We start from the raw sequence: 13277 nt of genomic DNA on the forward strand, positions 1-13277 counted from the left end.
TAAGAAAAATTGGCCTCTAGCGCTTTATTCAAAAGCGCAAGCAGCTATCAAAACAGAAGTACGTTGAGCAAGCGTCAGCGCTTGGCCAGCGCCGCCGCGGTGATGGCCGCGAGCGTACCTCGGGTGGTGATGACGTCGGGGCTGAGCATCAGCTCGATCACCGTGCCCTGCGGCGCGGCCAGGGCGCGCTGGAAGGCGGGCTCGAACTCGTCGGTGGTGGTCACCTTCTCCGCCGCGTAGCCGTAGGCGCGGGCCAGGGCGCAGAAGTCGGGGTTGACCAGGGTGGAGCCGCTGACGTGCTGCGGGTACTCGCGCTCCTGGTGCATGCGGATGGTGCCGTAGGTGCCGTTGTTCACCAGCACGATGATGGTCTTGGCCCCGAACTGCGCGGCGGTGGCCAGCTCTTGCCCGTTCATCAAGAAGTCGCCATCGCCTGCGATGGTGAACACCGTGCGCCCCGGCTGGACGATGGCCGCGCCAATGCCCGCGGGCACGCCGTAGCCCATGGCCCCGTTGGTGGGGGCCAGCTGCGTCTTGTGGCCCTTGGCCAGCCCGTGGTAGGGGTGGAAACGGTGCAGCCAGCTGGCAAAGTTGCCCGCGCCGTTGGTCAGCACGGCGTCGGCGGGCAGCAGGCGGCGCACCACGTCCATCACCCGGGGCATGTCCACCGGGCCGGGCAGCACCACGCCGCCGTTGGCCGCGTCGATGTTGGCGCGGTAGTCGGCCTGCGCGGCGGCGGCCCAGGCCGTCCAGGCCACTTGGGGCGGTGCGGTCAGCACCTCCAGGCTGCGGGCCGCAGCGTTCATGGTGGCGCAAATGGCCAGCGTGGGGTGGTAGACGCGGCCCAGCTCTTCGGCGCTGGCGTGGATGTGCACCAGCTTTTGTTTGGGCAGCGGCGCGTCGATCAGCGTGTAGCTGCCCGTGGTGGCCTCGCCCAGGCGGGCGCCCAGCACCAGCAGCAGGTCGGCCTCGCGGATGCGGGCGGCCAGCTTGGGGTTGATGCCCAGCCCCACGTCGCCCGCGTAGAGCGGGTGGTGGTTGTCAAACGTGTCCTGAAAGCGGAAGGCGTTGGCCACCGGCAGTTGCCAGTTTTCGGCAAAGCGTTGCAGCGCCTGGGCGGCCTGCGGCGTCCACCCGCCCCCACCGGCAATCACCAGCGGGCGCTGGGCCTCCAGCAGCAGTTGGCGCAGGTCGCGCAGGGCACCGGGGTCGCTCCAGGCCTGCACCGCCTCCACGCGCGGCAGCGGGCGGGTGGACACGGTGTGGGTCAGCATGTCTTCGGGCAGCACCAGCACCACCGGGCCGGGGCGGCCGTTCATGGCCGTGGCAAAGGCGCGGGCAATGTACTCGGGGATGCGGCTGGCGTCGTCAATGCGCTCCACCCGCTTGGCCAGCGGGCCGAAGTAGCTGAAGAAGTCCACCTCCTGAAAAGCCTCGCGGTCGCGGCAATCGCTGGCCACGTCGCCCACCAGCAGCACCATGGGCGTGGAATCTTGAAACGCGGTGTGCACGCCAATGCTGGCGTTGGTGGCCCCCGGCCCGCGGGTGACAAAACACACACCGGGCCGCCCGGTCAGCTTGCCATGCGCCTCGGCCATGAAGGCCGCCCCACCCTCCTGCCGCGTGTGGATGAAGCGGATGCGGTCGGCATGGCGGTGAAAACCGTCCAGCACCGCCAAATAACTTTCGCCCGGCACCCCAAAGGCGTGGGTAACGCCCTGGGCGATGAGGCATTCCACCAGCAGGTGGCCGGCGAGTTGGGGGGAAGCGGTTTCGGTGGAGGTGGCAGAGGGGTGCGTCATGCCAAAGATGGTAGCTGCACCTGCTGGGGGTGGTGTTGATGGGTGGCAGGCGGGGGACAGGCGTGTGACACAGGCGGTTTGACGCACACCACCAACCCTGACAGACTAGTTATCTGACCAGTTTAAAAACAGGAGGTAACGATGCAGACATGGCCCGTACAAGACGCCAAAGCGCGGTTCAGCGAGTTTTTGGAAGCCTGCCTGACAGAGGGCCCGCAGATGGTGACCCGGCGCGGCACCGAAGCCGCCGTGCTGGTGCCCGTGCAGGAATGGCACCGCTTGCAATCGGCTGCGCGCCCCTCGTTGAAGCAACTGCTGTTGGCAGACCAAGCCCGAGCCGACATGCTGGTGCCCGAGCGTGGACAAGCCAACCGCCGCAACGTTGAGCCCCTGCTGTGACCCGCGCCTACCTGCTGGACACGAATGTGGTGTCCGAACTCAGAAAACCCCGCCCCCACGGCGGCGTGGTGGCGTGGCTGGAATCTGTGGACGACACCCAATTGCACCTGTCCGCCGTGACCGTGGGTGAAATTCAGGCAGGCATTGAATTGACGCGAGAGCAAGACCCCAAAAGGGCAGAAGAAATTGAAACGTGGCTGGAATTGGTTTCAACCACCTACAACCTGCTGCCCATGGATGCAAAGACCTTTCGCGCCTGGGCCCGGTTGATGCACAGAAAGTCCAACACGCTGTATGAAGACGCCATGATCGCCGCCACCGCCAAAGTGCACGGGCTGACGGTGGTGACGCGGAATGTGGCGGATTTCAATGCACTGGGATTGGATGTTTTCAATCCGTTTAAATCTGTGTAGGTGTTGGGGTGAGTATTTTGGGATAACGTCTGAATTCACCGGCCTGCGCGGCTTTTCGCGCAGGTCCGGTCGAATGATGGGTTGGGCCGCAATCCACCGAACTTAAGCCGCCCGCTTGTAAGCCTGTGAGGGATGAGGCTTGTGGCGGATGTTCTGTCGAGGCTGACTTCGGCCCGGCAAATGGCGCACGAGCGAACGGCCCATCATGGCCGCCCAGTCACGGATGAGCGCAGGCAACTCATGAACGTGCAGCAGCAACACACGCACACAGCGCGACAGCGCCTTGGACGCCGTGGCGCGGTTGACCTTTCGGATCACGGGCGAGGCATCGCTGCCCCGGGCATCCACGTTCACCGAACGGTTGAGCAGCGAAGCCAGGTTGTCGGCCAACACCTTCATGGCCACATCCACCAGCAAGGCATGCTGACTCAAGCCGCTGACACTCTCCAGCCCCAAACGGTGCTTGAGGCGTTTGAAGGCCTCCTCGATGCGCCAACGCCCGTGGTAAAGATCACCCAACTCAGCGGCTGTGGCCTGAGCCTCGTCCAGCGACGTGATCAGCACCCGCACCCGCCCCGAGCTGCTGACGTGGCGCACCAGGCGAAGACGCATCTGCGCGGCTCCATCCAACTCCCAGCAGGCCACCTTGTCCGCCGCGGTCGTGGCCAGACAAGCCCAGCATTCATCGTCCGACGGGTGCTGTGCCGCGCTGCGCAGCAAATCACGTGCAGCCCTCCAGCTGTGCGTGCTGTCACAGCGGATCACGAACGCAATGCCCTTGGTGTGCAGCAGCTGCACCAGCCAAGTGGCCGGGTACCCCCGATCCAGCACCAGCACATCACCAGGGCGCAACACATCGAGCTGGTCAAACAGCATCTGACGTTCACCCTCGCTCTCGGGCCCCACGGCCACATGCAGCATCACCTCATTGCCCGGCAGGTACAAGCCCAAGGCCCGCTGCACAGGAGCCGCCAGCGAACGCGTGCGATGACACGCCCGTTGGGCCGGAGCCAGCACGGTGGCATCAGCACAGACCAGGCGGCGGCCTTTCCACAACGACAGCAGACCCTGCTCATGCATGTCCTGAATCAAGCGCGCATTCAATGCCCACAGGGCCGGTACATGCAGCTTGGAGCGGGCCTTGGCCAATGCCCGGTCGGTGACATGGCGCAACAGACCGGCGCCAACACATTCACCGTGCTGGTGGGCAAAGAAGGAATCGAGTTCACTTTGCACACTGCCACCCCGAAAGCCGCACAGCGCGGCCACCAGAGTGGGCAAGGGCAACTTGCGCGTACGGGTGAACGCCGTGGGGAAATCGGGGTGACGTGCCTCAGCCAGGAAAGCAGGGCTTTGGATGTGCTGGGCAAACCGAGTCAGAACAGACTGGATGGAAACACAGTTTTGAGGCGGAATTCATGCCAGCCTCTCGAAAATATTCAATCAAATCAACAGCTTGTGTATTTTAACAGCTTAAGTTCGGTGGATTGGGTTGGGCCGCATGTCGAGGCGCTCACAAACCCGCGTCCTTCCTGGACACGAGGCGCAAGAGAGCATTCGGGGGAATCTCGTCTGGACGGAGGTGCCAATCGTGCTTCTTTAACGAATACTCAGCGAATGCGATTGTGTTCTCCCAATAAAGGGAAAACCGAGGGTCCGTGTTCAGTTCGCGCAGTTTCGCTGTCGGGCATTGACCAAACTTGTCACGCCATTTCCTTGGCCAATCGAGAACGATCGGTGACGCGAATTCGCGCAAGTGCTCCTTTGTAGGTGGATCGTATTCAATGATGGAGGTGCCATGCATCTGGACCAGGAACGACGACCACACCGCCGTATTTCCGAAAGTGAGCCCCATCCAGTTCTGGGCCTTCTCCAACTTCGTTGCCTCAACGATGGGTTCGCCGAGGTAAAAGTCGGCATCGGAGCTTAAGACGGCATCGCCAAGCGTGAGAGCGCCACGGAGCGGAATGTTCATGGCAAGTGCTTCACAAACCAGATCTCCACATCTGCCAATGAAGTCATCAACGAACGGCGGAACAAGGGGATGCCAAAGCAGGATCGTGTCCGAGAAGTACGCGTATCCAGGCGGGCCTGTCACCGCAAAGATGGCACCTTCTGAAGTCTGTACCGCGCTGAGCCCTCCATTTTCGCTGGTCGGCACTACCACTTTCTCGATCAGTTGGTGGTATGCGTCAAGCACGGCCGGAAGCCCCGCGGTCTTCAGCCAATTGGAGAAGCCAAGCACATCGAACATGGCGAACATGTATCGACTGATCTCTGGCTTCGAAACGGTGCGAGGCTGTTTCATGAGGCACAACGAATGAAAGGGACTTCCCCGTCCCGAGTGCGCCGCGCAGTTGCGGCAATCGGCATCCAAGTGCCACGATGGGAAGTGCGAAATCTCATCAACTCACTCGTTTGTGTGGAAAGGGGAAGTCCATGGCCATTGTCACCATCGGTATCGATCTCGCCAAGAACGTCTTCGCCGTGCATGGCGTGGACGCCACAGGCAAAGCCGTGTTGGTTCGGCCCAGCGTGGCCCGGGCCAAACTGCTTGAACTGATTGCAGCTATCCCCGCCTGCCTCATCGGCATGGAGGCGTGTTCCGGTGCCCACCACTGGGCGCGTGAGTTCGCGAAGTTCGGCCACACCGTGCGCCTGATGGCACCGAAGTTCGTCGTGCCCTACCGCCTCTCTGGCAAGCACGGCAAGAACGACGCCGCCGATGCCGCCGCCATCTGTGAAGCCGTCACCCGGCCCCACATGCGCTTTGTTCCCGTCAAGCCCCTGGAGCAACAAGGTCAGTTGGCGGTGCACCGTGCCCGCCAGGGGTTTGTGGAGCAGCGCACCGCCACCCTCAACCGCATCCGCGGTCTGCTGGCCGAGTTCGGTGTAGTCTTGCCGTTGAAAGCCGCCGTGGTGCGCCGTGAAGCCTTGCAGCATCTGGAGGAATTGCCCGGCATGGGCCCCACCACGGCCAGTGCGCTGAAGAGCACCATCCTGAACAAAGGTGAGGCGTTTCGTCTGCCTGCCTGAGCGGCAAAGGGAAAGAGACCGGGAAAGATCAACTTCCACCGTGTGAAAGCCAGCGTTGATGAGCAAAGGTTGGGACCTGCGCGGGCGGTGACCGTTTAATTCAAGGAGGCGCATGGCTGCGTCCTCGGCTAACGAATGGGTTGCCCGCGTGCGTCTTTCATCAGGGTCCGCAGACAAACAACCGTCTGCATTCATGACCGTTTGTAGTTTCTCTGTCCGCATTCTTTGCATGGGGTTCGGCGCTGGATTTGGCACGAAGTGGAAGGCAAGTGGGTCAGGGAAACAGAATTCCGCCATCAATCGCCATGCGATTCATGGCGGCGGGAATTTGTTTGACTTTGGAGGGGAAGCCCTTGTAGTTCGAGTTAACCGATCTGCGCGGCTTTTCGCGCAGGCCGGTGGAATGAATTTTTAGAGTTTCAAGGTGCCGTAACAAAACCCTTTACTAAGTTGTACTCACCTTTATCCAAATCAATCCTTCGTGGGGCTTGGGTGATACTTACGAAGCCGGTTGTTTTTGATATGCCGGTAGGTGACATAGCTTTGAACCGCACCTCAATCGTTCCAGTCCCATAAAGCCTTTTTCCCGTAAAAGCCCCGTCCTGAACTTGCTGTACATCCTGTCCTTCTAGTACATAGCTAATCCAGTCTGAATCTTTAACGGAATCCCCAAATGCAATCCAGTATCCAGCATCGGCAATTGTTTTTGGATTCGCGGCGATTGAAGCCAGCCAAGGGCTTACCTTTAAAATTAGTTGGGAATCATCATCGGCCATTTTCTGATATTGATCTTTTTGCTTGTTTGCATCGTCAATCTCAGACCTTAACGGATCGGCTTTTGCGGCGCATGACTTTCTCTCTGCTTCCGATTTCTTTTCATCCTCGGCACAAGTGGTGTACTTGCTAAGCAGTGCCGTCTTGTCGCTCATGAGCCTTTGAGTAGCCGCAACAACACGCAGTGAATCATTCTTCCTTACGGTAAGATCGTAAACGTTTTTGTCGATCTTGCCGATGTCATCAGCAATAGATTTTACTTCATCCCAACCTCGGTTTATTCGATCCATATTGGTGTTGGCAGTGGCAAACACCTCATTGCCGCACGACGTAGGAAGTACCCATTCGAATAGCTGCCGCCGGGTTAAGACAAAATCGTCTTTTGTGGTTAGAGCACGATCTGCGCGAACAAGCTTGGAGAAATCCTGAGCAACACCAATAAGATACTTTGCTGCTACTGCGACCGTTGCGACTTCTGCGACAAATGCGGTTTTCGGTTGAGAATTAATAGAGTCATTAGTTGACTTGAGATTGGCGGCAACGACAGATTTTAGCCAGCGAGCTTCAATCAGCTTGCTCTGCAAATCATCTGGTACGACTACGGCTTTAGTCACTTTTGCTGCTTTTAGGTTCGCGCATATTTGTTCTGCGGCTTCAATTGTGGATGAGGCAGATGAAGATCTTGTCGCCAATAGAACTGGATCCGTGCTTCCGATGGTTAAATTTCCTGTTTTTCCTATCTCCGGAAGAGTCCCAAAGACCGCTTTTAACGCCTGAAACTTGGCATATTCAGTATTTGCTTCTTGTGTTGCCAAGCTAGCATCACTTGCGAGTTGCGAAACGGACGCATCAGCAACCGCCTTCTTAAGATCAGATTCAGCCTTAATTCTCTTTGCTTCAGCGGTGTACGCTTCAGTGCGCGCATCGTCTAATTTTTTCTTCGCCTGCAAGTCTTCAAGTTCGTCTGCTCTAGCTGTTTGAAAAGCAGTGAAAACAGCAAGCACAATCAATAGGCCAGTTCTGTTCATTTCATTTTCCTTCCATTCCGACAGCAGGTGATAAGGAAACTCTAACGTAGAAGTGAGCGGCCTGCGCGGCTTTTCGCGCAGGTCCACTCGACTGCCGGGTTGGGCGTCACGGTGATGGAAGTGACTGCCGACACCGCGCTACTTCGTAAAGAGGAAATAGTGCATCTCTGATGGTTTACCAGTGTGAGTTGCGCTCTTGATGCCAGAGAACTCGGCCTTTGTCACATAGTTCTGATTGGGGACGAGTCCTTGTTTTGGCTGAGGGCAACCAGCATTTGTGGAGGTTACAGTAACCGTATCCTTTTCGCTGATGCCGACGTTGGGAAACGTGAATTTCTCGTTTGTCTTCTTGTTTGTAAGTACCGGCGGATTAATCCACCCAGCGACATAGGCGTCCTTGTTTGAAAAGATGCAGTCTGCGGTGCTGACATCCCATACTACGAGCTGGGCAGCCGAGTCAGGAGTAGGGATAGGCAACGGGATTGGTGGAGGGGGTTGCTTTAGCGCAACCCTCATCGCGATGCTGGTCGCTGCGTCAGCGACAACAAGATATGGATCTTCCGTTGTGACGAAGATAATAAAGCCGCGGCCAATTACTTGTTCAATGAAGGGCCGGTCTTCAGGTGAAACATAGATATTTGCTGCGGTCCCACACGCGATGCAGCTATTGACGATGGCGCCGCCTATTGCATTGGATAGTTCGTTAACGTTCCCGTGTACAACCGTACCGGCAATGTTCAGGATGTCAGGCAAAGGGTTTGCGGCGGATCCAGCAGCTTTAGCGGCTGACTTGAATACGGTTCCACTGTCCGGCACGCAGATACATCCCGCCTTGATGCAGCCGCCAAGCGCGCATGCTTGCGCGCATTGCTCATATTGCCCGTCAGGACAGGCAAAAACAGGGGCCGAGATGCTTTGTATTAGTAGGAAAGCGAAAAACAATAACTTCTTCATTTGAACTCTCCTGAGTTAAAAAACGCCTAGTCAATTACATCTTGATACCTTCGCCTACGAAGAAAACGGGGATTGCTGATGCCCAACGTAATGTATCCCGCAGAACCTGCGGGATAAAACGGACGGTGCGGGATATTCTGGTCACAGTTTCCTCCTGAAAGTGGCTTGCAGCCTTGGTTTGGTGTCGATGTGCTGGGCAAAAACACAGGTGTAAACAAGCCGTGAAACCCGGCACGCCTGTTATGCGCTTCACACGGTCTCTGGACCAACTGCGGGAGCGGATTCGATACATTCACTACAGCCTCAGCACCGAGAAGGCTTACTTCCAATGGGTGGCTTTTTTTTCGGTGGCATGGTCGCCATGGCGAAATGCGGCATCCGCGCGACATGGGCGCGGCAGAGGTTGAGGCGTTTCTGAACATGCTGGCCAATTCCGCATCCACCCACAACCAAGCCCAATGTGATCCGGGCCAAACTGCTTGAACTGATTGCATCGCACCCCGCCATGTCTCATTTGCATGAAAGCGCGTACCGGTGCTTGCTCAGACAGCAACACCTCGGGCACAACCCGAACCAAAGGACCTGAGCGAAAGGCGACATTGGTCACGGCATCCTCCCCACTGCTGCGCGAACTTGCGATTGGTGCGGCTCTTTGTCCGCTTGTTGGGGAAATTTGATACCGGAACGACCCATCCCATGGCTAGGACTTGCCCTGATGACGGAGCGGCCTGTTGGGCTTAAAGAAAAACAAAGGAAGCAAGGTGCTTCTTCTTGAAAACGGTGGTCGCCCCTCTAAAAATACACCAAATTCAATAGCAAACAAGCCTTATGAATAAAGCGGCAGAGGCCATTTAGGACCAGAACCCTGCACTGCCCACGCATGCAGCCATTCACTCGTCATGCTTCAAAGCCCCTGCTGTGCCTTGAACCACGCCACCAGCGCGTTGGCGTGGCCGTGGCCCATTCCATGGGTGGTTTTCAGCAGGGCCACCAGCTCCATGTGCTTGAGGTCGCCCGCGCTGGCCAACACCGTCATCCAGTGCGCGATGGGCTGGCCGTATTTCTTTTCGATGGACGGAAAGTACGAGGCGGGTCCGGTGGGCTACCCCACCACCGGCACACAAGCCCCCTGCACCGCCCGCGCAGCGGGCGATGCCAGAAAACCAATCACTTCGGCCAGGGCGTCCGGGGCCACCCAGTGGCTGGGGTTGGCGCTGGGCATGGCGGCGCGGTTGTCGGGGGTGTCGATGATGGAGGGCAGCACGGCATTGACCCGAATGCCTTGTCCGTTCTCGCCCTGCCCCTTCACCTCGGCGGCCAGCGATTCGGTCACCCTTGCCAGGGCGGCCTTGGATGCCGCGTAGGCGCCCATGTGGGCCAGCCCTTGGGCGGCGGATGCCGCGCCCACGTTCACCACCGCACCACTGCCTTGGCGTTGCATGACGGGCAGCACCGCGGCCACGCTGTGCAGCACGGTTCGCAGGTTGAGGTCCAGCATCTGGTTCAGGGCGGCTTCAAACCCGTCGCTGGCCACGGTCTGGCCCATGGTGAAGCCACCGGCCAGGTGCACGGCCACGTCGATGCGGCCCCAGCGGGCCAGCACCGCGTCGCGGGCGGTGGCCACGGCCTGGGGGTTGAGCAGGTCGGTGGGCAGGGGCAGCAGCTGTTCGGGCGCGGTGGCCGCGCCAGTGGCAACCAGGCTTTGGGCCAGGGCCTGCAAGCCCGCGGGTTGGCGGGCCAGCAGGGCCAGGCGTGCGCCCTGGCGGGCGAAGTGGGCGCACACGGCCTGGCCCAGGGCTCCGCTGGCCCCGGTGATCCACACCACGGGTGGGGTGGCGGTGGCAGCGGTGGCGCTCATGCGGCTTCCTCATTGGTCATCTGCTGCTTTGCGGCGTGGTAGCGACCGGTGCCGTGGTGCAGCACGCGGTCGGTGGCGGTCAGGTCGCCGGGTTGCAGGCTGGCTTGCTGGGCCACGCGCTGGTACAGGGGGGCAAAGTCCACGCGGGCGAGTTGCAACAGGTCGTCCAGGTGGTTGAGCACGAAATACACCTCCTGAAAGTCGTCGATGCGGTAGTGCGTGCGCATGACGCGCTCCACCTCAAAGGCCACGCGGTTGGGGCTGGGGTCATCCAGGCAGAACACGCTTTCGGTGCGGCTGGAGGCAATGCCCGCGCCGTAGATGCGCAGGCCGTCGGCCTGTTGCACCAGGCCGAATTCCACCGTGTACCAGTACACCCGGGCCAGCAGGGGCAAGGTGCCCAGCTTCTGGGCGCGCAGGCCGCCTTCGCCGTAGGCCTGGATGAAGTCGGCCATGACCGGGTTCATCAGCATGGGGGCGTGGCCGAACACGTCGTGGAACACGTCGGGCTCTTGCAGGTAATCCAGCTGGCTGGCCTGGCGGATGAACTGGCCGGACGGAAAGCGGCGGTGGGCCAGGTGGTCGAAGAACACGTCGTCGGGCACCAGGCCGGGCACGGCCACGATTTCCCAGCCGGTGCGGGGTTTGAGCACCTCGTTCAGCTCGCCAAAGTGGGGGATGCGGTCGGGGCGGATGGGCAGGTCGCGCATGCCGGCCACAAAGTCGTCGCAGGCGCGCCCGGGCAGCAGCGCGGTCTGGCGCTGGAACAGGGTTTGCCAGACGGCGTGTTCTTCGGCGGTGTAGTCGTCCCAGCGCTGGGGAATGGTCCAGTCGGCGCTGGCGGGGCGACCAGCGTCGCCCGCGGCCAGGCCGTGCAGGGGGATGGCGGCGGCGCTCATGCAGCCTCCCCTGCCAGGGCAGCCCCCAGGGCCTGGGCGGCGGCGTCGGCCACGGTGGCCAGGGCAAAGTCGCGTTCGGTCAGGCCGCTGGCGTCGTGGGTGGTGAGGCGCACGTCCACCCGGTTGTAGACATTGAACCACTCGGGGTGGTGGTCGGCTTTTTCGGCGGCCAGGGCCACGCGGGTCATGAACGCGAAGGCGTTGCAGAAGTCGGCAAAGCGGTAGCTGCGGGTGATGGCTTGGCCATCGTCGCTCAGCGCCCAGCCGGGCAGTTGGCGCAGGCGTTGCTGCGCCTCGTTTTGGGAGAGGGCCTGCATGGCTCAGGCCTCAGCGGCTTCTTTGCTTGCTTCAGGTGCGGCCACGCCTTGGATGGCACCGCGGCGCAGCTGGTCGCGCTCCATGGAATCGAACAGGGCTTTGAAGTTGCCTTCGCCAAAGCCTTCGTCGTTCTTGCGTTCGATGAACTCGAAGAACACCGGGCCCAGCAGGCATTGCGAGAAGATTTGCAGCAGCAGGCGCTTGTCGCCGTTGGCGGTGCTGCCGTCCAGCAGGATGCCGCGGGCTTGCAGTTCACCCACGGGTTCGCCGTGGCCGGGCAGGCGCTCGGCCAGCATGTCGTAGTACACGTCGTTGGGCGCGGTCATGAGGGGGATGCCGGCCATTTGCAGCTTGTCCACGGCGTCCAGCAGGTTGTTGCACGACAGGGCGATGTGCTGGATGCCTTCGCCGTTGAACTGCATCAGGAATTCTTCAATCTGCCCGCCGTTGCCGCCGCGCTCTTCGTTCAGCGGGATGCGGATGAGGCCGTCGGGCGCGGTCATGGCGCGGCTGGTGAGACCGGTGTATTCGCCCTTGATGTCGAAGTAGCGGATTTCGCGGAAGCCGAAGATGCGCTCGTAGAACCCGCCCCAGAAGGCCATGCGGCCCTTGTACACGTTGTGGGTGAGGTGGTCGATCATCTGGAAGCCGTGGCCCACGGGGTGGCGGTCCACACCATCGATGAACTCGAAGTCGATGTCATAAATGCTCTTGCCGTCTTCAAAACGGTCAATGAGGTACAGCGGCGCGCCACCAATGCCTTTGACGGCAGGCAGGCGCAGCTCCATGGGACCGGTGGGGATGTCGATGGGCTGTGCGCCCAGTTCCAGGGCGCGGTGGTACGCCTTGTGGGCGTCACGCACCCGGAAGGCCAGGCCGCAGGCGCTGGGGCCGTGTTCGGCGGCGAAGTAACCGGCCTGGCTCTTGGCCTCGCGGTTGACGATGAAGTTGATGCTGCCCTGGCGGTACAGCAGCACGTCTTTGCTGCGGTGCTTGGCCACCAGGCTGAAGCCCAGCTTTTCCATCAGCGGTTCGATGACGCCGGGGGTGGGCGATGCGAACTCCACAAATTCAAAGCCGCACAGGCCCATGGGGTTGTCGAACAGGTCAGGCATGGTTGTCTCCAGTGTTGGTTGGGAAAGTGCCGAAATTGTGCGAAACAAGCCCTGCAAGGTGTGCGCAATTGGGGTTTGACTTTCGTCAAACAATGCACAATCCATGCATGAACACGCCATCCAACGACGATTTACTGCTTGACCGCTACGATCTGAGCCTGCTGGCCGCGCTGCAGACCAACGCGCACGCCACCCACCAGGCGCTGGGCGAGGCCATTCACCTGTCGGCGTCGCAGGTGAGTCGGCGCATCCAGCGGCTGGAGGCCACGGGCTTGATCCAGCGGCATGTGGCCCTGCTGAACCCGGCGTTGCTGGGGCTGGGGGTCACGGCCATCAGCTACGTGACCATGACGCGCCACGGCACCACCGAGGGCAACCAGTTCGAGAAGGATGTGGCCTCCATCCCGGCGGTGCTGGAGTGTTTTGCCGTCACGGGCGAGTCGGACTACATCCTGAAGCTGGTGGCCGCCGACCTGACCGAGCTGGCCGACTCGGTGCTGAAGCAGCTGACCCACCTGCCCGGGGTGGCCAGCATCCGCTCCAACATCGTGCTGAACTGCGTGAAAACCACCACCGAGCTGCCGCTGGGCCACCTGGGCCGCCAGACGCGGCGCAAGCGGCAGGCGCGCTTCATGGAGCGTTGAGGCCCGGTGAAGGCCGGTAAGGACCGGTGAGGGCCGC

The 13277-nt window shown here is 60.6% G+C and carries 12 protein-coding genes and 2 pseudogenes; 4 read left to right on the forward strand and 10 right to left on the reverse strand.

The genetic code is table 11. The annotated features are described in order from the left end of the window. Nucleotides 1-74: 74 nt before the first annotated feature. Nucleotides 75-1802, reverse strand: a complete 1728-nt coding sequence (locus ACYVB7_RS13860) for a thiamine pyrophosphate-binding protein (RefSeq protein WP_460508662.1) — start codon at nt 1800-1802, stop codon at nt 75-77. Nucleotides 1803-1943: 141 nt separating this feature from the next. Between ACYVB7_RS13860 and ACYVB7_RS13865 the strand changes: the two genes are divergently transcribed. Together ACYVB7_RS13865 and ACYVB7_RS13870 are read left to right on the forward strand one after the other, a co-directional pair. Further along, nucleotides 1944-2201: a type II toxin-antitoxin system Phd/YefM family antitoxin gene (locus ACYVB7_RS13865; RefSeq protein ID WP_460508664.1), complete on the forward strand. Its 258-nt coding sequence runs from the start codon at nt 1944-1946 to the stop codon at nt 2199-2201. Continuing rightward, nucleotides 2198-2614: a type II toxin-antitoxin system VapC family toxin gene (locus tag ACYVB7_RS13870; RefSeq protein WP_460508667.1), complete on the forward strand. Its 417-nt coding sequence runs from the start codon at nt 2198-2200 to the stop codon at nt 2612-2614. The genes ACYVB7_RS13865 and ACYVB7_RS13870 overlap by 4 nt, the downstream gene beginning before the upstream one ends. Before the next feature lie 102 nt (nt 2615-2716). On the opposite strand, the gene ACYVB7_RS13875 is transcribed toward ACYVB7_RS13870, so the two are convergent. Together ACYVB7_RS13875 and ACYVB7_RS13880 are read right to left on the reverse strand one after the other, a co-directional pair. Further along, nucleotides 2717-4030 carry an IS4 family transposase gene (locus ACYVB7_RS13875; protein ID WP_460508880.1) on the reverse strand — a complete coding sequence of 438 codons (1314 nt, stop codon included), beginning with the start codon at nt 4028-4030 and terminating at the stop codon, nt 2717-2719. 97 nt (nt 4031-4127) lie between these two features. After that, the gene (locus ACYVB7_RS13880) at nt 4128-4922 is read right to left on the reverse strand and encodes a hypothetical protein (RefSeq protein ID WP_460508670.1); all 795 of its coding nucleotides are present in this window, start codon (nt 4920-4922) and stop codon (nt 4128-4130) included. Nucleotides 4923-5053: 131 nt separating this feature from the next. Between ACYVB7_RS13880 and ACYVB7_RS13885 the strand changes: the two are divergent. Beyond that, a pseudogene (locus ACYVB7_RS13885) lies at nt 5054-5602 on the forward strand (IS110 family RNA-guided transposase); the annotation flags it as partial. A 467-nt stretch (nt 5603-6069) separates the two neighbouring features. Here the strand turns inward: ACYVB7_RS13885 and ACYVB7_RS13890 are convergent. The 7 genes and pseudogenes from ACYVB7_RS13890 to hppD form a co-directional block, all read right to left on the reverse strand. After that, entirely contained in the window at nt 6070-7539 is a 1470-nt protein-coding gene (locus ACYVB7_RS13890; RefSeq protein WP_460508672.1) for a hypothetical protein, read from the reverse strand. 51 nt (nt 7540-7590) lie between these two features. Beyond that, complete coding sequence (locus ACYVB7_RS13895) at nt 7591-8406, reverse strand: hypothetical protein (protein ID WP_460508675.1); 816 nt, start codon at nt 8404-8406, stop codon at nt 7591-7593. 904 nt (nt 8407-9310) lie between these two features. Continuing rightward, nucleotides 9311-9502, reverse strand: a pseudogene (locus ACYVB7_RS13900) (DUF4287 domain-containing protein); the annotation flags it as partial. A gap of 6 nt (nt 9503-9508) precedes the next feature. Next, the gene (locus tag ACYVB7_RS13905) at nt 9509-10264 is read right to left on the reverse strand and encodes a Rossmann-fold NAD(P)-binding domain-containing protein (protein WP_460508678.1); all 756 of its coding nucleotides are present in this window, start codon (nt 10262-10264) and stop codon (nt 9509-9511) included. Continuing rightward, nucleotides 10261-11163, reverse strand: a complete 903-nt coding sequence (gene phhA / locus ACYVB7_RS13910; protein ID WP_460508680.1) for a phenylalanine 4-monooxygenase — start codon at nt 11161-11163, stop codon at nt 10261-10263. The genes ACYVB7_RS13905 and phhA overlap by 4 nt, the downstream gene beginning before the upstream one ends. Continuing rightward, nucleotides 11160-11480, reverse strand: a complete 321-nt coding sequence (locus ACYVB7_RS13915) for a 4a-hydroxytetrahydrobiopterin dehydratase (RefSeq protein ID WP_460508683.1) — start codon at nt 11478-11480, stop codon at nt 11160-11162. The genes phhA and ACYVB7_RS13915 overlap by 4 nt, the downstream gene beginning before the upstream one ends. 3 nt (nt 11481-11483) lie before the next feature. Next, on the reverse strand, nt 11484-12596 hold the full coding sequence (gene hppD, locus ACYVB7_RS13920) for a 4-hydroxyphenylpyruvate dioxygenase family protein (protein ID WP_460508686.1): 1113 nt from the start codon (nt 12594-12596) through the stop codon (nt 11484-11486). A 107-nt stretch (nt 12597-12703) separates the two neighbouring features. Here hppD and ACYVB7_RS13925 point away from each other — a divergent pair, with 107 nt between their 5' ends. Next, entirely contained in the window at nt 12704-13240 is a 537-nt protein-coding gene (locus ACYVB7_RS13925; protein ID WP_460508689.1) for an Lrp/AsnC family transcriptional regulator, read from the forward strand. The last annotated feature ends 37 nt before the right edge of the window (nt 13241-13277 follow it).

Source organism: Hydrogenophaga soli, assembly GCF_054777695.1.